The 19,275-nt window shown below is 61.4% G+C and carries 16 protein-coding genes and 2 tRNA genes; 6 read left to right on the top strand and 12 right to left on the bottom strand.

Translation table 11 applies throughout. From position 1 onward, the window contains the following. Positions 1–4 precede the first annotated feature (4 nt). The 3 genes from EJ073_RS11740 to EJ073_RS11730 are packed head-to-tail and all read left to right on the top strand — an operon-like array spanning position 5 to position 3,266. On the top strand, positions 5–649 hold the full coding sequence (locus tag EJ073_RS11740; RefSeq protein ID WP_126055873.1) for a hypothetical protein: 645 nt from the start codon (positions 5–7) through the stop codon (positions 647–649). Between the two features lie 14 nt (positions 650–663). Further along, positions 664–1,941: a glycosyltransferase family 4 protein gene (locus EJ073_RS11735; protein ID WP_126055872.1), complete on the top strand. Its 1,278-nt coding sequence runs from the start codon at positions 664–666 to the stop codon at positions 1,939–1,941. Further along, positions 1,932–3,266 (top strand): hypothetical protein, encoded by a 1,335-nt coding sequence (locus EJ073_RS11730; RefSeq protein ID WP_126055871.1) that lies wholly within the window; start codon positions 1,932–1,934, stop codon positions 3,264–3,266. The genes EJ073_RS11735 and EJ073_RS11730 overlap by 10 nt, the downstream gene beginning before the upstream one ends. Before the next feature lie 79 nt (positions 3,267–3,345). Here the strand turns inward: EJ073_RS11730 and EJ073_RS11725 are convergent, their stop codons facing one another. The 6 genes from EJ073_RS11725 to EJ073_RS11700 all read right to left on the bottom strand — a co-directional run bounded on the left by EJ073_RS11725 (position 3,346) and on the right by EJ073_RS11700 (position 11,603). After that, complete coding sequence (locus EJ073_RS11725) at positions 3,346–4,518, bottom strand: acyl-CoA dehydrogenase family protein (protein ID WP_245455549.1); 1,173 nt, start codon at positions 4,516–4,518, stop codon at positions 3,346–3,348. A 41-nt stretch (positions 4,519–4,559) separates the two neighbouring features. Next, on the bottom strand, positions 4,560–6,578 hold the full coding sequence (locus tag EJ073_RS11720; protein ID WP_126055870.1) for a non-ribosomal peptide synthetase: 2,019 nt from the start codon (positions 6,576–6,578) through the stop codon (positions 4,560–4,562). Between the two features lie 36 nt (positions 6,579–6,614). Beyond that, positions 6,615–7,643 carry an alpha/beta fold hydrolase gene (locus EJ073_RS11715; protein WP_245455548.1) on the bottom strand — a complete coding sequence of 343 codons (1,029 nt, stop codon included), beginning with the start codon at positions 7,641–7,643 and terminating at the stop codon, positions 6,615–6,617. A gap of 420 nt (positions 7,644–8,063) precedes the next feature. Next, positions 8,064–8,148, bottom strand: a tRNA-Asn gene (locus tag EJ073_RS11710). A gap of 352 nt (positions 8,149–8,500) precedes the next feature. Then, complete coding sequence (locus EJ073_RS11705) at positions 8,501–9,304, bottom strand: GNAT family N-acetyltransferase (protein WP_245455547.1); 804 nt, start codon at positions 9,302–9,304, stop codon at positions 8,501–8,503. 640 nt (positions 9,305–9,944) lie between these two features. Then, positions 9,945–11,603, bottom strand: a complete 1,659-nt coding sequence (locus tag EJ073_RS11700) for a polysaccharide biosynthesis/export family protein (protein ID WP_189347563.1) — start codon at positions 11,601–11,603, stop codon at positions 9,945–9,947. A gap of 553 nt (positions 11,604–12,156) precedes the next feature. Between EJ073_RS11700 and EJ073_RS11695 the strand changes: the two genes are divergently transcribed. Together EJ073_RS11695 and EJ073_RS11690 are read left to right on the top strand one after the other, a co-directional pair. After that, positions 12,157–12,969: a response regulator transcription factor gene (locus tag EJ073_RS11695; protein ID WP_126055868.1), complete on the top strand. Its 813-nt coding sequence runs from the start codon at positions 12,157–12,159 to the stop codon at positions 12,967–12,969. A 564-nt stretch (positions 12,970–13,533) separates the two neighbouring features. After that, on the top strand, positions 13,534–13,809 hold the full coding sequence (locus tag EJ073_RS11690; protein WP_189347470.1) for a hypothetical protein: 276 nt from the start codon (positions 13,534–13,536) through the stop codon (positions 13,807–13,809). 162 nt (positions 13,810–13,971) lie between these two features. On the opposite strand, the gene EJ073_RS11685 is transcribed toward EJ073_RS11690, so the two are convergent. Continuing rightward, complete coding sequence (locus EJ073_RS11685; protein WP_126055867.1) at positions 13,972–14,715, bottom strand: response regulator transcription factor; 744 nt, start codon at positions 14,713–14,715, stop codon at positions 13,972–13,974. Positions 14,716–14,939: 224 nt separating this feature from the next. Further along, a complete protein-coding gene (locus EJ073_RS11680) occupies positions 14,940–15,644 on the bottom strand; it encodes a Crp/Fnr family transcriptional regulator (protein WP_126055866.1) in 705 nt (234 codons plus the stop codon). 306 nt (positions 15,645–15,950) lie between these two features. On the opposite strand from EJ073_RS11680, the gene EJ073_RS11675 reads away from it, so the two are divergent. Then, positions 15,951–16,217, top strand: coding sequence for a hypothetical protein (locus EJ073_RS11675; RefSeq protein ID WP_126055865.1), 267 nt, complete (start codon positions 15,951–15,953; stop codon positions 16,215–16,217). A 113-nt stretch (positions 16,218–16,330) separates the two neighbouring features. On the opposite strand, the gene EJ073_RS11670 is transcribed toward EJ073_RS11675, so the two are convergent. The 4 genes from EJ073_RS11670 to EJ073_RS11655 form a co-directional block, all read right to left on the bottom strand. After that, positions 16,331–16,405 (bottom strand) — tRNA-Gln (locus EJ073_RS11670). Positions 16,406–16,581: 176 nt separating this feature from the next. Further along, positions 16,582–16,926, bottom strand: coding sequence for a VOC family protein (locus EJ073_RS11665; protein ID WP_126055864.1), 345 nt, complete (start codon positions 16,924–16,926; stop codon positions 16,582–16,584). 84 nt (positions 16,927–17,010) lie between these two features. Beyond that, on the bottom strand, positions 17,011–18,129 hold the full coding sequence (locus EJ073_RS11660) for a glycosyltransferase (protein WP_126055863.1): 1,119 nt from the start codon (positions 18,127–18,129) through the stop codon (positions 17,011–17,013). Continuing rightward, complete coding sequence (locus EJ073_RS11655; RefSeq protein WP_126055862.1) at positions 18,126–19,250, bottom strand: glycosyltransferase family 1 protein; 1,125 nt, start codon at positions 19,248–19,250, stop codon at positions 18,126–18,128. Before EJ073_RS11655 ends, EJ073_RS11660 begins: the two co-directional genes overlap by 4 nt. Positions 19,251–19,275: the final 25 nt, after the last annotated feature.

Raw genomic sequence — 19,275 nt, 5'->3', positions numbered from 1 at the left:
GCCCATGATGTTCGTCGTCTCGGGCCACTCGATTCTGCGGGCCATTGGCGTCCGGACCACCTCGGTGCTGCAACACCTCACCTACGCGGTCGGAGCAAGCTTGGCCGCCGGCATTGCCGGGGGCTTTGCCCTGAACGCCACAGGCTTCCTTACGCCGCTCGGCTGGGCGGTCTGGTTCTGCGCGGTGACAGCCGCCGCGGCGCTGGTGGCCGCCATCCGACGCGACACTCCCGATCTGCCAGCCCGGCCGGCGCTTGCGCCGCTGCGACTTTGGCAGGGGGCCGCGGTGATGCTAGCGGTGCTTGTGGCGAGCGGAGCCTACGCGCTGGCCGTCCGGGACGAAGCGGCCCACCGGGAATTCAAGTACACGGAGTTCTGGCTGTTGCCATGGGCCAGCGCCGGGTCCGGCCGGATCACCGTCGGCATCAGGAGCGCCGAGACCCAACCTCAGCGATTCGACCTGGAAATCACTCTTGATGGGCAACCGTACGCCGTTTTCCGATCGATCGCGGTCGCGCCGGGCGACACCTGGACGCAGGAAATCCCGGTGCCCGCCTTGGCAACTCGCCAGACGGCCGAGGCGCGGCTCTATCGACCGGAGGATAACCGGCTCTATCGCAGGGCTTCGACGCTGGTGCCGCGCAACTGAAATGAGGTTCGATCATGCGCATCCTGCTGCTGTCGCAGTTCTATCCCCCGGTGATCGGGGGAGAGGAGCGGCACGTCCGCAATCTCGGCGCAGCTCTGGCGCAGCGGGGCCATCATGTCAGCGTCGGGACCTTGATGCATCCCGGATCTCCCGAAACCGAGCTGGACGGCGCGGTCCGCGTGCATCGCCTGCGCGGCACGCTCCAGCGGCTGTCGGGCCTCCACACCGATCCCGAGCGCCGCCATGCACCGCCCTTCCCGGATCCCGAACTGGTGCTTGCCCTGAAGCGGCTGGTCGCCCGGGAGGAGCCGGACATCGTTCACGCCCATAACTGGATTTACGCGTCCTTCCTGCCGCTCAAAGGTCTGAGTGGTGCACGCCTCGTGGTTACACTCCACGATTACGGCCTTGTCTGCGCGAAGAAGAACTTCATGCACTTGGGCGCCAATCTCTGCAGTGGGCCAGCGCCGGCAAAGTGCCTGCCCTGCGCAACAGGGCATTACGGCGCGGTGAAGGCGGCCGCGACCAGCTTGGGCAACTGGGCATCGAGCTTCGCCGCTCGGCGCGTGGTGGACCGCTTTATCGCAGTGAGCCACGCGGTGGCCCGTCACACCGGACTCACCCAAGGCCGTGCTCCTTACGACGTCATCCCCAACTTCGTGCCTGACGATGTCGAAGTGCTTGGCCCGGAAGATGCCTGCCTGCGGGGACTCCCCGGGAGTGAATTCATCCTGTTCGTCGGCGACTTGACGCGCCTCAAAGGCATTGACGTTCTCCTGCAAGCCTATGCCAGCCTGGAGCGTGCGCCGCAACTTGTCCTGGTCGGGCGCCGGGTCGCCGATACGCCAACCGAGTTTCCGCCGAACGTTCTAGTCTTCAACATGTGGCCGCATTCCGCCATCATGCATGCATGGCGGCGCTCACTGTTCGGCGTGCTGCCGTCGGTGGGGCCAGAAGCCTGCGCGACAGTGATCATGGAAGCGATGGCGTCCGGAAAGGCAGTCGTTGCAACCGACATCGGCGGCATGCCGGATATTGTCGACCATGGCGAAACAGGCCTTCTCGTGCCGAGCGGCGACGCGCAGGCCCTCGCCAACGCAATGCAGACACTTCTTGAGGACCGCGCCTTGCTCGCCCGGCTGGAGGCGACAAGCCTCGCCAAGGTCGAGCGCCTCAAGGCCGGAGCGGTGGTGACCCGGATCGAGCAGGTCTACCGGGACGTCCTGCGCCCAGCCGCCGCCAGGTCCGCGGTGCCGGCGCAGCAAGGTTCGGGACAGCAACCATGTCGGTAGACCGCGCCGGAACGGCCATTGTTCGCGTGCGTCGAGAGCTTCGAAAGAGTGCCGCGCTCGTAATGAATTCCGGCGCTCTGGCAATCGGAACGACTGCCGCGGCCGGCCTCGGGTTTGTCTATTGGTGGCTCGCGGCGCGGCTGTTTTCGCCGGACGTGATCGGCAACACCGCAGCGCTGCTGTCCGTGATGGGGCTTATCGGCACGCTGGGCGAGGCGGGGCTCGGAACCATGCTGGTGGGCGAGATCGTCCGGAATCCTGGCAGGGAGCGCGGCCTGGTGGCCGCAGCAGCGTGCGTCGGGGTGGCGCTGGCGGTCGGCCTCGCCTTGTTGTTCGTCCTCGGGCATGCCTACTTCTACAGCTCGAGTGCGCTGATCGGCGGCTGGTTCGAGGGTATTGCGTTCGTCCTCGGCTGCGGCCTGACCGTTCTCGCCATCGTGGCCGACCAGGCATTCCTGGGCAACCTGCGCAGCGCCGGCAGGATGATCCGGCTGGTGCTGTTCGGCATGTTGAAGCTGATGCTGATCGCCGCCGCCGCGGCTGCCGGCTACACCTCCCATGTCGCGCTTCTTCTGAGCTGGGCGGCCGGCCTGCTGGCGTCCCTCGTCGGCGTGGACCTGTTGACGCGCGGCGGTGCGCGTCAACTCGTTGGGCCTCCCGACTTCCAACTGCTCCAAACGCTCCGCAAGAAGGTCTTCGACCACTACGCGCTCGACGTGGCCCTGCAGGCGCCGGGCCTCATCATGCCTTACCTCGTGCTGGTTCTACTGTCGCCGGCCATCAATGCTGCCTTCGTGTGCTTGTGGATGTTGGTCTCCATCGCCTCGTTGATTCCCGCAGCCATGGCCACGGTCCTGTTCCCCGTAGTGCGAGCGAGCCCGAAACAATCCAGACATGACATCCTTTTGTCGGTGATGGCGTCATTGCTCTTCTCGCTAGTCTGCGCCGTCTTCGTCTTCACCTATTCGCAGACGATCCTGGCGGTCTTCAATCCGGCCTATCCTGAGATCGCCGGATCGAGCCTGCGCTTCCTCGGCTTCAGCCTGCTGGGATCAACGCTTAAATTTCATGCCTGCACGCTGGCGCGGTTGGGCGACAGGATGCGCAAGGCATCTCGCTGGTTCGCGCTTGGCGGATTGCTGGAGCTGTGCTTCGTGATCGCGGGAGCGAAGCTCGGTGGACTTCAAGGCCTGGTCCTGGGCTGGACGCTCGCCGTCAGCATCGAGGGTGCGTGTGCGGCCCTCATCTTGGCCTTCGCGACGAATCTGGATTCTGCCGCCGGCCCTGTGCACGATGAACCGCCCCCCTCGTCGCTCAAGACCTGAGATGTCGTGCATGGCGGCCAGGATGCGATCCTTGAGCTGGGGTTTGCATGCGACGCATGATGTGGCGGCGGCGTTTTGCTCACGACATCGACGCGACCACCTCCAGCATCACCTCCGTCGCGCCGCCGGCGATGGTTAGGACGCGGGCGTCACGCGTTATCCGCTCGATCGGACTCTCGCGCATGACGCCCATGGCGCCGTGGAATTGCACGCATGCATAGGCGACCTCGTTGACGAGTTCGCCGCAGATGGCCTTCAACATCGAGATCTCGCGCAGGCAATCTTCGTCGGCCGCCATGCGCCAAGCGGTGGCATAGAGAAACTGGCGGCCTGCCTCCACCTTCGCAGAGAGCATCGCGAGACGTTGACGGATCGCCTGCATGTCCCATAGGACGCCCCCGAATGCGCGGCGGGCTTTCACCCAGGCGAGGGTCATATCGATCGCCGCCTCGGCCGTCCCTATCGCCATGGCCGCGAGGACAAGGCGCTCGTTCTGGAAGTTGCGCATGATGGAGTAGAAGCCCTGTCCCTCCGCGCCGAGGACGTTCTCCGCGGGGATACGGCAACCGTCGAAGACGAGCTCCGCCGTATCGGAGGAGCGCCAGCCGTGCTTGTCCAACTCCCGGGCAACGCTGAACCCGGGCGTGCCCTTCTCGACGAGGAACATCGTGATTCCGTTGCTTCCTGCCGAGGGATCAGTCTTGGCGGCGACGCAGTAGAGATCTGCGTGGACGCCATTTGTGATGTAGAGCTTCGTGCCATCGAGGACGTAAGTGTCGCCCTCTCGGAGCGCGCGCGTGCGGATGGCCTTCACGTCCGAGCCCGCGTCCGGCTCCGTGATGGCGACCGCGGTGATCACCTCGCCGCTGATAATGCCCGGCATCCAGCGGGCCCGCTGGGCTTTGGTTCCGTCGTGAAAGACGTACATGGAAGCCATGTCGCTGTGGACCAGCATCGCATCGGCGGCGCCGCCATAGGTCGAGCGCCCGAGCTCCTCGGCGAAGACCGTCGATGCAACCGCGTCCATCTCGGCACCACCATACTCGGCCGGGTAGCGGATGCCGAAGAAGCCGAGTTCGCCCATGCGGCGCAGGACCTTACGGGGAATGAACCCGTCCTCTTCCCAGCGATCCGCGCAGGGCTTGATCTCCTCCTCGACGAACCGGCGGACCTGGTCCCGTAAGAGCTCATACTCCCCCGCTACCCAAGGCAGCCCCGATCCACGTGAAGGTACCCAAGCTTTGTCCATCATCTTCATCCGCCCCAGGGCCATTCGGAGGGCCGTCCGATAGGCTAGAGTTCGATTTCCTCTCTCGGTCCCTCGCGTGAGGGGACTTGGGAATCGGCCACCCAGCGCATTGCGTCGATCAATTCCGCCAGTCCGGCCACTGTCGGTCGCTCGAAGAGATTGCGAAGCTGCACGTCGACCCCGAAGGTCTTTTGCATGCGCGACACCGCCCGCATCACCAAGAGCGACTGCCCGCCCAGGCCAAAGAAGTTGTCGTCACGGCCGATCGACTCGACCTTGAGGAGATCGCACCACAGCGCGGCCAGCGTCTTCTCGGTCTCCGTCGAGGGGGCGGCGAAGTCTTGTGCAGGCTGGATGTTTTCCGCCGTCGGTTCGGGAAGCGAGGCGCGGTCGATCTTCCCGTTGGACGTGAGCGGCATCCGTTCGAGGCGAACATAGTGTGTCGGAATCATGGACTCCAGGAGTTCTTCGGCAAGGTGGGCGCGCAGGGCCGCCACGGTCACAGGTTTCGACGAGACATAATAGGCCACAAGTCGTGCGATGCCGTCTTCGACCGCTGGCGGTTCGACATGGCCGTTTTGGGCCATTGTTTGTATCGCTGGTTTCACCACCGAGGTGGCGATGGCAGCGACGGCGCATTCCTGAACATGCGGGTGCTTCAGAAGCCGGGCTTCGATCTCGCCCAGTTCGATACGAGCGCCACCAACCTTAACCTGATGATCGGCGCGGCCGAGAAAGTCCATGCGCCCTTCCGCGTTCCAGCGGGCGAGATCGCCCGTCTTGTACAGCCGCAGCTTCGAAAACCGGTCTCGGGGATCGGTGGCCGTGAGGAAACGTTCGTCAGTGAGGTCAGGGCGATTGAAATAACCTCTCGCCAGGCCGTCGCCGGCAATGAACATCTCACCGATAATGCCGGGGATGGTGGGCTGATGTGCCTTGTTGAGGACGTAGATGCCCGCATTGGCGGCCGGAACGCCGATCGGCACCGATGCGGATTGATCCCGGTCGATGTCGAAACGGTGTATCATGCAGCCCACAGTGGCTTCGGTTGGTCCGTATTCGTTGTAGATCTCGATAGGATGGGGAATGGCTTTCGTGATATCGCGAGCCAATCCGGCCTTGAAGTCCTCGCCACCCACGATGAACTTGCGCAGCCTTGTGGTCTCAAGATTGCGGTCGCGGATCATCGCGAGATGCGCCGGCGTCAGCTTCATGATATCGACGGCATTGTCGTCGATGACCTTGAGCACGACCATGCTCTGGACCTCGGGATCACCAAGATAGACCACGATGCGGCCACCGGTGATGAGTGGCGTGAAGAGCGTCGTGACGGTCAGGTCGAAGGCGAGGGATGAGAAAAGCGGCCATGCGAGACGTTCGCCGGAACTGTACACCCGCGCGGCCCACCAGATGTAGTTCACCAGGCTCCGATGCTCGATCACGACGCCTTTGGGCGTGCCGGTCGAGCCGGAGGTGAAGATGATATAGGCGGCGCCATCCGGAGTGGCAGCCGACGGTCGGGCCGAGTCCGGCTGATTCAAGATCGACCCGAAATCGGCGTCGAGCACGAAAATGTCGGCAAGGTTCGGGGAAATGACGGACTGCAGACGCGCCTGGGTGACCGCCACCGGCGCCCGCCCGTCGGTCCCGTCGGCAATGTCCTTCAGGATTGTCGCAAGACGCCCCTTCGGTGTTGCCGCATCCACCGGCACATAGGCTGCGCCCGACTTCAGGACGCCTAAGATCGCGACGACGACTTCAAGAGAGTGCTCCATGAACACAACGGCAATCCGACCCGGCCCCACGCCGGTCGAGCTCAGATGCGCGGCCATCTGGTTGGAGCGTTCGTCGAGCTGCTGATACGTCAGCGCTGAGTCGCCGAAGCGGATCACTTCGGCGTCAGGACTACGCACCACCTGGTCGCGGAAGAGATCGATGATCGTCCTGTCCGACGGGTAGGGCGCTGCCGTGGCGTTGTATTCGATAACCAGCGCCCGCTGATCGCCATCTTCCAGCAGGGGAAGCGCTACGCCCTCCGCCGCGACAGGTAGGACTTCATTCATGAGATACGCTCCCCATTGCAGAAATCAAAAAATCAATCACCTCAATCGTTCAGCTTGCCCGGTTGCTTGGCGATAAAGCTCTGCGATGGCAGGTGCGTCCGGTTCCTCCAGCATAAGGGTATCGTTGCAGTCCTCGGGCCCGAAATAGAACTCGGCATGGGGCACCACTCGAAGCCATCGGCGCGGTGCTGCACCCGATCGCATCCAGGCCTTGTTCGGAAGGAATATACAAACTCGGCCCGAATACGGCGTGGGAACGTACCGCCGCAAAGCCGTGATCGCCGTGGATTTGAGTCGAGCTCTGCTCGCCAGCACCGGATCCGTCGGGACCGGCTCATTGCTCTTGCGAATGGGGGTCACGAGGGTGCGGACGCGCTCGCCGAGATTGCGGAGGCGACTGCCGAAAAATCGGAGACGGGCGCCGAATGTCGGCAGCTTGGCTGCCTCTCGCAGGAACGAATCGGCGCTACGCTTGGCAAGGAAAAAGAGCAGACGCGGCGATTCCCCATAGGTGGTGGGGTGAAGCGGGCCAAAGAGCGCCGTGCATGGGATCTCCGCTCCGCGTTGGCGCAGGATTTTCGCCAGCTCGAGAGCGGTTGCAGCGCCGGAGCAGTAACCGGCGATGATGTACGGACCGGTGGGCTGATATTCTAAGATCTGGCGGGCGAAATATTCGGCGATGTCTTCGACGCAGTCCATCGGCTCGCTTTGCCCATCGAAGCCAGGCGGCTGGAGTGTGTAAAACGGTTGATCGCCGCCCAGGTGCTTAGACAGGTCCGAGAATGAGAAGGGCGCCCCGATATGCCCGGGTACGGCGTAAATGGGCGTGCGTGTTCCGCGAGCTTGCAGGGGAATGATTGCAGACTGTTGCCGGGCCGCCACCGCGGCCATAGTCAGAAACGCGATGATTTCGCCCTTCCGGTCCCGCAACTGTTCGGTAGACTCCGCCGTCAGAGTGCCTGCGGGGGCATTGCACCGCAGCCGGTCGCCCTCCACCCAGACCTTGATGTCTTTGACCGCGAGGTCCGCGAGAAGCTCCGGGATCTGCATCACGTCCGCCGACATTGGGCCTCCCGACATGCGAGTGAAGCGCTGTCCCGTGCCTTGCGTGCCCTCGTTTATCCGCAGTGCATCGTAAGCGAATGATGGCATCGCGGGCACTTCAATTCCGGACTACCAATTCCGGACTACCACCGCCTAAGCCCCACCCCAAGGCCTTGGAGATAGCCTCCAGCCGGGTCAAGCGCCGGAGGAAGCCCTGCCAGCCAATCTTCCGGACCACGGGCGGTGTAGGACCCATACTCGGAGGCGGAAAAGCAGAGCGCTGCGATCTCGTCCGCTTCGGGCACAGGGAGAACGCTCACCCCCGACCTCCTGCCTGGTAGAGGGCGACGACGGCGACCTCTCCGGATCGTGAGGCACTGAAGCGCAAATCGCGAGCAGCTACCTGGGCCGAAAGGGTCCTTGCTCAACGACCTGAAATGGTGGCTCCAGCGGTAGGAGTCGAACCTACAAGCCTCTCGGCGCCGCATCAACAGTGCGGTGCGTCTACCAATTCCGCCACGCTGAAACATTTATCTGAGAGCCCGCCGCGCGAACTGGTGCTTTGATCCCGAGTTGAACGGGAGACGCACTCTGCTTCAGACAGCCGCTCTGAGGGCGAGCTATACAGAGCAAACATGGATGCCAAGGCAGGCCCGGAACCTACAAATCCTTCCCTTTCAGAGCGGGCTGCGCCCGGTCCGCGCAGGGTCGCTGCTAGTGACCGCCCGTGGGGTTCGGCACCGACAATGGTCGAGTCGCACGATCCCGACAAACAGCACCCCCTGTTGGTCCTCGCCTGCCCAAGAGCTGGATCCGCGAACCGATTGTCCAAGAAACCTGCCTCCAATCAGACTGGCCGCCCTGCTTGGGTCGACCCGTCAAGCCACGGCCTCTCTCATATTCGTAGCAATGGTCCCTAGCACCCGCTTGGCACCGCGCAGCTTTGCCTCGATGCGGCGCTCCGGACCGTCTCTGCCTATTGCGATCCACTTCATGGGATGCTCGGCATTGGCCAGATGGGACTTGTGCCCGGAGAACCCAGCCAGAAAATCGTAGCCGCACTCGCCACGCCCGATGCTGTCCTCAATTGCCAGAACATGGCTGACAAGCCCGGGCTTGAGCCGGCCGTCGCGCTCATAGAGAAAGCCGCTTTGATAGTTGTAGACACGGCCGTCATGCACGAAATTGTAGAGGATTCCGATTGTCTGCTCTCCAGCCAACGTCCGTGAGATGCGGACCGTCCCGGCGGGAACTCCGAGTGAGATGAGCTCCTCGTGAAATCGACGGAAGCTCGGATTGGCAAAGGCTCCCTTGCGTCCCCACCGCGCCTGATGAAGCTCGGCGAGCAAATTAAATGCGGCGAGCGCCTCCGATGTCACTTCCATAGTCCGGAACGCAATGGGGCCGCGTTCAGCATATAGCCGCATGGCACGGCTTACCGTCTGCCGAGTGTTGCGGCCCAAGGTGGCGCGGAAATTTCCGCCTTTCTGGCGGACTTTAGCGAAATCAATCCACCGCGCCGTATCGTCCGCTCTCACATCGGTAAGGAGTCCAGCCCGGCCTGCGGTGCGACAAGCGGCCAACTCAAAGTCCGGATCAATACCGGAGAGCACCAACTGGTCAGAGTAGCGCAAGTGATGCGCTAAGGCCTCGAGGCATGCCACTCTGGTGGCATCGGCCAAGGATCGCTCCGCAAGTATGTTGTTGTACTCGATGAACAGTCGATCGAAACGAGCATCTCCGGTTTCATTGAGTAGCCAGCGCGCCCGCGCATGCAGCCCGAAACTCCAGGCCCTTCGCCGGCAAACAATCGCCAACCCAACGATTCTGCTTGACGTCCGGGCGACCAGAACATGTGGTTGCGCGCCCCCGGCAGATGCCGCAGCCAGGTTCCGATCCAGAGCCAGGACAGATAGAATGAGTAAGTTGCTCGGGCTTCGAGCTCCTTCCAAATGGTCTCAAGTCTCGCGATGTCGGGCAAGGCCTCCACGGTAACGTCGATAACCGTATCCTGGCGCATGGCTTGTCCTACTGAAGGCACACGATAGGGTTCTGCACCGATGACTGAGACATCAAGAACTCCTGTCCTCGACGCGCGCTGCTGTTCAGCCAGGGAGCGCTCGGGGTTTGCCCTGTTTGGCCTATTTGGAGAAGTCTCGTATCGCCGGCGCGGGAAGTGAAGACCCTATTCCTGACTACCCATGGCGGGCAGTCCATGCCGATATTTGAAACTCAGCTGAGGCGGACCTGCTCGTTCATGAAACGGTTCAAGCTGTCGGCGAGTGGTCGTTTGGCGCTTCCCACTCGTTTCCTTGCAGGGCATCAATTCGGACCGATCCTCTCCTCCGCCACTTCGCTGCCAAGCCCTGCATCGTTGGCTGTGGACGCCGTCGGCGACGAGGTCGGGACCGGCGAGCCGCCCAGCTCTCTTGGCTCGCCGTCGCCCACGATAATGTTGACGAGGTCGCCCGGCTGCAGCAGGGTCATTCCGAGGGACTCGATGCTGACCGGTCCGGCTGCCGATTGCCGCACGATTTGATAGGTTACGCTGTTCGCGTCCTTCACAGACTGGGCGCGGGTCATCGGCAGCGTGTCCAGGACGCCTTCGCTGGCGTTCAACTCGCGCATATTGGCCGCGATCTGGGTCTCGGTGGACTCGATCTCGACCTCCAGATCGTTCATGAGGTCGGCCCGGATCTGCAACGACTCTGCCTCTAGCGAAGCGAGGCGCTGCTTGGCCATGGCGTACTGGTTGAGGGCATCCTTCCGACGCTGTTCCGCGTCGGACAACTCGCTCCGGACCTGATCCATCACCGTCATGCTGAGAACGTTGCGGTCCACGAGCGTGCGCATGCTGTTGACGCGCTCCTGGCGCAGCTTGATGAGCTCGTCGAGCGAGTCCATGCGCCCATACGCGGCAACATCCTGCCTGGCCGCCTCCAGTGCACGCACAATCGTGCGCTCGCGATCTTTGCGGGCCGTTGCGACGGCCTTGCGCCGGTCGCTCTGCTCGCTGATGAGGTTGGCGGCTTCCGTCGCGCCGGCCAACTCCAGCAGCTGGCGTGGAATCTTGGGCGCCGTACCGTCGCGCTCGGCTCTCAGCACCGCCACGCGAGCGAGCAACTTCAACATTGCATCGATCGCCCCGCTACGCTTCTGGCTTTCGCGCACGGCTTCGATCTTCTGCCACGGCTCGCCCTGGCCCTGGTCGAGTCCGCCGGCCAGCGCGATGGCATGCAGGATCGTCATGCCGGGCGCGTACTTGAACGAGCCTGGATTCTTGACTGGCCCCAGCACATAAATGGGCGGTCGCTCCAGCGACAGGATGTTGACAAGCCCCTTGCGGCCCAGCAATTGTTCGAAGGTTTCCGCCAGGTCGGCCTGTACCTGTTGCGTCGACCGGTTGGCGACCGGAATGAAGCCAAGCAAGGGCACGGAAATCGTGCCGTCTTCTTGGACCATGTACTCGCCGCTCAGTTCCGGACGCTGCAGGATGCCGCGCAGGGCTGAGGCTGAGGACGCGCCCCCCCATTTGTCTTCCTCGACCTCGACGCGCTCGTAGAACACGACCCTGATACGGTCGCCGACGCCGAACAGGCTTCCGGTTTCTGGCGCCGTGCCGAGGGTTTTGGGGCGCCCGGCACTGGTGGGGACGGCAGGGATGACGCTCCCTTCGACCAACGTCACGGCCGGCGCATCCGGTCCCTTGCCGAGGGTTTTGGGGCGCTCGGCAATGGCGGGGACGGCAGGGACGACGCTCGCCTCGACCAAGGTCGCGGCCGACGCATCCGGTCCCGACACGATCGCGCGGGAGGGTTCGGCCCTGGCTTGAACCGGTTGATCCTGCCAACTATCGATAGCAGCAGACACCTTCTGCACCACGGCTTCGGAGATATCCTCGACCTTCTGCACCGCGGCTCCGGAGATATCCTCGACCTTCTGCACCGCGGCTCCGGAGATATCCTCGAGCTTCTGCGCCACGGCCCTGGAAACAACCCCGATGGTCTCTCGGTTGAGGGGCTCCAAGTTTCTGACCGCGGCCCCTCCCAGGACGGCGACACCGGAGAGTCCAAAGACCAGCAGGATGGCCCTTATTCCCCTGATCCGTCGGCCGCCGGCCCGTGACGAGGGAGTGACGGGCTCGGAATTGTGTTCTGTGGCCATGGCGTGTGGCTTTCACCTTCAATGGTGACGATGCCGCCCCGAACTGGTCGAGCACGGGTCGACGGGCAAGACTCTTCCTCATCGTGACCCTTCACCGCCTGCGGCACAACTATCCCTTTGTGGGCACTCCTTCCGGATAAGGCACCGACTTGGACGAACTCGTCCAATGCGCTGCGCTGCGGAAGAATGCAGGCCCGCCGCCTGCATCATACCTTCCCCAAGGCCAACAGGTTTGAGAAATCCCGATGGTCCCGAGACGCTGCCCCTACGCCTAAAGAGGGTATTTGGGTGTAGGGTTTTCCTAGCGTAACCTTAAAAGATATGCGGTTGGCGCCCCGAGCGCCTTACCGGGCGCGTTGGGGAGGCTACGATGACTAAACAATCTTTCATGACGGTGCTTGTCGGGCCGAGCGAGTTACTCCGAGAAGGCCTTAGTCGAATCTTGGATACAGCAAAGTTTCGTATTCTTTTCTCTGCGGCTTGTGTTCACGATCTTCTGCAGAAGCCGCTACCCCAGCACCGACCGATCTTGCTGATCCTGGATGTCGGCGGTACTGATGCAGATGCTGAATTCGCACAAATTGCCGACTTTAAAGCGATTTGTTCGAACAGCCACGTCGTTGTGCTGGCCGATCACTGTCGATCGAGCGATATAGTTTCGGCCTTTCGTGCAGGAGCTGACGCATATTTATCAAAAGTCGCTCCTTCCGATACGTTCATCAAAGCTCTCGAGTTGGTTATGCTCGGGCAGACGGTGTTACCTGTGGAGCCTTCGACATTTATTCAGGACATAAGGCATGATCTTAAATATGACGCGGTGACGGATGATGTGACAGTCGCAGCTGCTAAAATGGAGAATGTCGACAGAGACCTGTCAATTTTGTCGGACAGGGAAAAATGTATTCTACGTTGCTTGATCAAAGGGGATTCTAACAAAACCATCGCGCGCGAGATTAGAATCGCCGAAGCTACGGTGAAGGTCCACGTCAAGGCGATCCTTCGAAAGATTCGGGTTCGTAATCGTACGCAGGCTGCTGTTTGGGCGATGAATCATGGTGTGCTCACCCCCGCGACTGGCCCGTCAGGGAACGAAAAGATGGCAACTCAGCCCTCTCATTTTCCGCAAGATCTGTTTGAAGCACGGAAGGGGTACCACTTTCTCGAGAACGCTCATCCGATTTGACCGCTTATTCGGGGCTGATGCATTCGCTCGCCTCGATGCGAAGCTCCGCGATGAAAACGCGTAGGTTCAAATCACCCCGGCGACGGTAGCAAAGAGCTGCCGTGGAGACGTATCGCCATGGGCGCGTGACGATGTAAAGAACCCAGACGAGATGTAACCCACTCTAGGTTCGATGCCCGGGAGGACCACTGGAGGGTCTTCGCTTACCTGCCCGCTTGTGGCCGATGTATCGGATGGCAAAATCGACTTCTTTCCACGACCGCTTCGGCACGCAACGCCGTAAGATCTTGTTCGACCGGGAGGCACTCGCGAGACTTGCGAGGTGCCCGGAATGGAATGCATGGCACCCCAACCATTTGGCCGAGGCTCCCGCGCTTGGGAAGGTCAAAATTCCATGGCAATTGCACATTCCAGTGCAAAAAAAGGACGGTGGATCATGCGGTGAAAGAGCTTGACTCGCCGGCGATCTGCTAACAGATTCGTGCGTGTCGTTATGCGGGACGTTTACAGGAAACAGACAAAGAGCTTTTTGCTATCCATTTGAAGTTGAGGGGATTTATCAAGGTGAGCAAAGCATCGATTGCTCCTGGATTTTCGCTCAACGAAGCTCGAATCGGAACGGTCGAGGGTGGAGAGCTGGGGCTCCTGGTCTGGAAATTCGACCAACTGGTTGCAGTCCTGACTCGGATCGACGAGGAAGCCTACTCCACGAAGGGCAAATGGTTCCTCGAGACAGGGTTCGGGTTGCTGAGCGGGCAGCACAAGAATTTCGATACGATTGAGGACGCCGTGAGTTGGGTAGGCAGATATACCTTCCCCGACTCTGCCCACTCTGATTGATCGGCGGATCCACGGGCGGCTGTTAATCCAAATCCCGGTTGGCTTTCGGAAAGGAAGCCGGTCGCTTCCTTTCTTGCGGTCGAACCCGCGCCGAAGCGAGGCTGGCACCTCCGATGCCATTCACCGCAACGGAGGTCCCGCGAAACTTACTTGGGATCACTTTCAGCGAGTGTTCGTTCCGCAAATGAGATCCTTGACCTTGCAGGCGACCTCGGTGCGGTTGGCCGCCTTCAGCTTCTTCATGATATTTCGGATGTGGACCTTCACGGTGCTTTCGCGCAGGTTCAGCTCGTAGGCGATGATCTTGTTCGCCTTGCCGTGCAGGAGCGCTTGCGCGACCTCGGCCTGCCTGAGCGTGAACAATCCCGCCAAGGGTTGCCTGTCGCAACTGCCTGGATCTATCAGATGCCGCATTGATAGGACGCTGCTCGCCGGGACGAAGATACCTCCAACTGCCGCGAGGTTGATTGCCTCGACGCAGACGTCGATCCCTACCGAAGTCGGAATGTAGCCGCGTGCGCCGCATTCGAGAGCCGTCAGTATCTGTGCAAGGTCTTCGTTGTCGGCCAGGATAACGACGGGGATTGATTTGAACTCGGATGATATATGCCTGATCTCGTCTGCCACGCCATGATCGGTCGCCTTCCGGCCGCCAAGATTGAAGAGTATGGCGACAAGGGGAGGGAACGAACTCTTCTTCACGCGCCATTGATCGATCGAACCCATTGCGGCGACCACCATGCCGAGTTCGTGGTCAACGAGCGCCGATGCGAGACATTCGCGGTCCAAAGCTCTACCATCTAGGATAAGGAGGCATTCCTTACGATGGACATTTTCGGTTCCGCTTGATCGAACTCCTGATTGATTGGCCGAGGTGTAATTGTGCAGTCCTGTTACGCCACCCATACTACCCACCCTTTCCCAACACTGGCAGCCTTGCGGCCTACATAACTCCTTGTGAAAGTTGGAGACTTGATTGCAGCAGCTAGGCGCCTTCCTCGCTTCCCCACAGCGAGAACGGCTCGGGCAGTTTATAGCCTATTTATGAGCGGTCTCTAACATAAGTTAATTTTCGGTAAATTTCGCGTCCGGAAAGCCGTCGCCCGGCACCGGACACCGGAGGGCAACTTCTACCTGAGGTACTCCTTGTCGAATCCGGCCGTCTCGACCAGCTTCTTGCGATTGATCACCTCTACGTGGCCTGCCTTGAAAGAGACGAGATCGGCCTTGCGAAGTTCCCTCAACGTCCGGTTGACGTGGACGGTGGTCATTCCGAGGATGTCCGCCAGTTCGTGCTGGGCAAGGGGACACTCATATCTTCCATGGTCCGACAGGCCAACTTTCGAGAGCCTCTCCTCCAACTCGAGCAGGAAATGGGCGGTGCGGCTCATCGCGTTCCGTCGTCCGACATTCACGAGATGTTCGGCAAGGATGGCGTTCAGCCGGGCCAGGGCGCAGGCGATCTTGTTCCCGAAGCGACCTTCAGACAGGGCGGCATCGACCAATGCTTTCCTGGAAATTTCATAGACAGCTAGTTCGGTTATGGACGCCAATGACGCGAAACGGGGTCCGTCCACGAAGTGGAAACCGACAATGTCCCCCCAGAGAGGAGTGTCGATGATCTGCCGCTCTCCATCCAGCAGTTCGCGGTAAAGGATGGCCCAACCTGATTTTAGGATGAATACCGTGTCGTCGGTGTCATCCTGGCGGCATATCACCGAATGGGGTTTGTAGATTTTCGCGGAAACACCGAAGGAATCGTTGTTTCCCCAGCCGTTCTTCGACAACGTCCCCCCTACGGGATGCGAGCGCATGAACTGCAACAGCGTTTGCATGAAGCTTCGCGTGTTTGCCCCAAATTACCGCGCAACCTACAATAGCCGCTCGCGGAAAGCCAGTTGTACGCTGCTTATTCCTTGATCGGCCTCCTCTTTGAATGACGGACCAGATGCTTACGCACTGCCAGAAGTGCCGCAGCCTGTTAGCCAATGTTGAAAAGTGCGGAGCCCTCTTCGGCACACAACATTCTGACCCGGCCGCTGATACTGACGCAATAGCGATTCAACCAACGCTGCTTTCTTGGCTCATTTTTGGCCGAAGCTTGCTCGACGTCGATCGGCCCGACCGCAGCTTGCCGGCCATTGCAGAAGACCTCCCGTGATGGTCCAGGTGCTGATCAGGAAGTTATCGATGGCGCGTTCTACGACCGTATTTCAGCTTGGTGGCGGTTCGAACAGACGCGCTTGCTCCGCGAGATCGAACGGCATGGCGAGGCCGAGGGATCATACACGGAGGATGGAGTGCGCCTGCTGGCGCTGGCGCGCAATACCCGGCAACTGTTCGCCCGGCAGGCTCCTCGCGAGAAGAAGCGGCTTCTAAGCTTGGTACCTGTCGAACTGCGCGTGTGACGAAGGGAAGTTCGCGCGGTGTTCCGACAACCATCTGATTTGCTTACGGAAACAACTGCAACGCTTCGACCGGGAAAGCCAAAGGAGCCAAATTGTCAACAGAGCATCCTGTTTGGCTGGGGCGCCAGGATTCGAACCTGGGAATGTCGGTACCAAAAACCGATGCCTTACCACTTGGCGACGCCCCAACAGCCGCAACGTGCCCGCTGAGCGCGGCCTTATAGGACGAGCCGCCGCAAAGCTCAATGCTTGGACGGGCTGCGTCCAAAGTAATCTTGCCGCATGTTTCCCGCCACGGACCGTCGCGCGTTTGGGGCATGAGTGTCGTGCGCGACGCTTGGCTTGAAAAGCCGCGGGTTGCGGTCTACTCGCCCCAGACCGCCAGCTCGTTGCCCGCCGGATCCGCGAAATGGAAGCGCCGCCCTCCAGGAAACGGGAGGATCGGCTTGACGATGGTGCCGCCGGCATTCTCGACCGCGGCAAGCGTTTCCTCCAGCGCGTGCGAATAGAGCACCGGTAGCGGTTTGGCGGCGGCTTCGCCGGCATCGGCCTGGAAACCGCCGTCAATTCCTTCGGCAAAGGCCGAATAGGTCGGCCCATAGTCGGTGAACGACCAGCCGAGGGCGGCGCTGTAGAAGGCTTTCACGCTGTCCAGCGTGCCGCCGGTTGCCGGCAGTTCAAGATAGTCGAGCTTCCCGGTCAGTTTCATGACGCAACTCCCCAAAATGTTCTCGTTATGTTCTATATCGACGGACATCGACCCGCAAGCCCCTCTAGAGAAACCGCCTTCAGCTCAGCCTTTGCGGCCGCCGAGCTGACGGTAGAGCTCGGCGTAGGATTTCCCCATCCTGTCGGCGGTGAAGAGGCGCACGTACCGGTCGCGCGCGGCTCGTCCCCAACTCGCCGCCTCCGTCGGCGAGGCAATCAGCCGGTTTATCGCCTCGGCAAGCCCGGCCGGATCTGAAGGCGGCACGACGAGCCCGGTTGTGCCGGCCTCATTGACGTAGCTCGTGCCCGTTCCGATTTCGCACGAGACCATCGGCTTGCCGCGCATCGCCGCCTCGACCAGCGAAAGCCCGTAGGCCTCCGACCTCTGGTTCGAAGGAAAGACGAAGCCAAGGCAATTGTTGAGCAGCGCCATCTTGCGCGGCTCGCTCACTTCGCCAAGGAAGATCACGTTGTCGCAGCGCAGCGTTTCGGCCTGCAGCCTGAGCTCCGCTTCAATGGGCCCCGAGCCGGCTATGACGATCTTGCAACGGACTTGGCCGGCGGCCTCAATCAGGACATCCAGTCCCTTGTAGTAACGCAGGACGCCGACGAACAGCACGAACGGCCCCGGAATTGTCGACCGGCACCAATCATTGTCGGCATCTGTAGGGGAGGGGTAGGCGCCTTCGTCGATGCCGATGGGAATGACCTTCGTCTTGGCTCTGAATGCCGCAAGAATGGGGCTCGATCGCAGGTAGTCCGGGGATGTCGCCACGATGGCGTCGACATCGCCCAGGAAGCGCATCATCAAAGGCCGGTAGAAAGGCAGGATGAGTCGCTGCTTGACGATATCGGAATGGTAGGTGACGAGCGCCGGCTTGCCGTGGCGGGACTGAAAATGCACCACGTCCATGAGCGGCCATGGAAAGTGATAGTGGATCAGGTCGGCCTTGGCCGACAGAGCCCGGAACTTGCGGAAAACCTCGCGCGAGAACCCCGTCGACGCCAGCTCGAAATCCAGCTTCGCCTTTGTGGTCATATGTTCGTCCAGGGGGCGCGTCGCCTCGTCGGGCGTGCGGCTGAGCGACAGCACTTCCGTTTCGATGCCATGACGGGACGTGCTTTGGGCGACGGCATGGATCGTCCGCTCGACGCCGCCAAAAGTGTCCGGCCAGTAGGTTTTGAAAAAATGCAGGACTCTCAAGCCACGGTCCTTCGTCTTTGTCCGATGGCCTGTTCAAAGATGTCGAGCATGCCTCTGGCGTGATTTTCCCAGCTGAAACGTTCGGCATTCCGGCGCGCCCCGGCCGCAATCGCCTGGCGCAATTGCGCATCACTGCAAAGCCGGCCGAACGCGTCGGCGATCGCCCTGGGATCGTTCGGATCGACAAGAATGGCGCAGTGGCCGGCGACTTCCGGCATCGAGGATGTGTTGGACGTCAGGACCGCTTTGCCGAATGACTGTGCCTCGACAATCGGAAAGCCGAAACCCTCATAGAGGGACGGCATCGCCAGGAAAAGGCAATTCGCATAGAGCGTTGCAAGCATCCCGTCGTCCACGAACCCGGTGAAGACGACGTTCATCTCGAGCCCGCCGCGGCGCACGTCGTCGGCCAGGCTCGTCTGTTTCCAGCCACTGCCGCCGACGATGACCAGGTCGCAGGCAGACCGGGCGCTGGCGGGCAGCAGGCTGTAAGCCTCTATCAGCCTGCCCAGGTTCTTTCTCGGCTCGAGCGTGCCGACGAAAAGCGCGTAAGGCCTGGTGATGCCGACCTGCTCCAGGCTTGAAAAGCCGCCCGGGGCGGGGAGCGACGTAGTGCCGGGGGCGACTGTACTGATCGGCGACCGCAGCCAGGAGAACTCCGTCGTCAAGGCGGTAGCCGTGGCGTTCGAATCTGCCACCACCCTATCGGCTCTTCGCAATGCCGGTTTCATCAGCAGGCGCTCGCCGATACGGGTCCGGGCGCGCATGGTCTCCGGCGCGTGCACCCAGACAAGATCGTGGATGGTGACGACACGGGCGATCCGCTCGGCAAGGATGAGGGGCAAGCGGTGAGCCGGCCCCCAGAACACATCCACCCTGTCGCGCGAGGCCAAGGACGGCAGGATGGCTTGCCCCCACAGCGCGCGGGCGGGGAGGGACCTGAACCCTGCGGTCCGCAAGGCCACGCCGCTCGGGATATCGTAGCTGGGGTTGACCTGGCCGGGAGCGTAGACAAAGACCTCGGCACCGAGCGCCGACAGGGCCTTGATCGAACTGTGGACGAACCTGCCGATGCCATCGGTGGCCGATCCCAGGTTCCTGCCATCGACCCCGATTCTCAATCTTTTCTCCCGGAAATGAACTGAG

It is taken from the genome of Mesorhizobium sp. M4B.F.Ca.ET.058.02.1.1, from assembly GCF_003952505.1.
Taxonomy (GTDB): domain Bacteria; phylum Pseudomonadota; class Alphaproteobacteria; order Rhizobiales; family Rhizobiaceae; genus Mesorhizobium.
This window is presented reverse-complemented; position numbering and strand designations above follow the sequence as displayed.

Coding starts and splice junctions, on each gene's coding strand:
- EJ073_RS11740 (WP_126055873.1), top strand. CDS start 5: ATGATGTTCGTCGTCTCGGGCCACTCGATTCTGCGGGCCATTGGCGTC.
- EJ073_RS11680 (WP_126055866.1), bottom strand. CDS start 15,644: ATGCAAACGCTGTTGCAGTTCATGCGCTCGCATCCCGTAGGGGGGACG.
- EJ073_RS11720 (WP_126055870.1), bottom strand. CDS start 6,578: ATGAATGAAGTCCTACCTGTCGCGGCGGAGGGCGTAGCGCTTCCCCTG.
- EJ073_RS11725 (WP_245455549.1), bottom strand. CDS start 4,518: ATGATGGACAAAGCTTGGGTACCTTCACGTGGATCGGGGCTGCCTTGG.
- EJ073_RS11685 (WP_126055867.1), bottom strand. CDS start 14,715: ATGGGTGGCGTAACAGGACTGCACAATTACACCTCGGCCAATCAATCA.
- EJ073_RS11665 (WP_126055864.1), bottom strand. CDS start 16,926: ATGAAACTGACCGGGAAGCTCGACTATCTTGAACTGCCGGCAACCGGC.
- EJ073_RS11730 (WP_126055871.1), top strand. CDS start 1,932: ATGTCGGTAGACCGCGCCGGAACGGCCATTGTTCGCGTGCGTCGAGAG.
- EJ073_RS11715 (WP_245455548.1), bottom strand. CDS start 7,643: ATGTCGGCGGACGTGATGCAGATCCCGGAGCTTCTCGCGGACCTCGCG.
- EJ073_RS11695 (WP_126055868.1), top strand. CDS start 12,157: ATGACTAAACAATCTTTCATGACGGTGCTTGTCGGGCCGAGCGAGTTA.
- EJ073_RS11735 (WP_126055872.1), top strand. CDS start 664: ATGCGCATCCTGCTGCTGTCGCAGTTCTATCCCCCGGTGATCGGGGGA.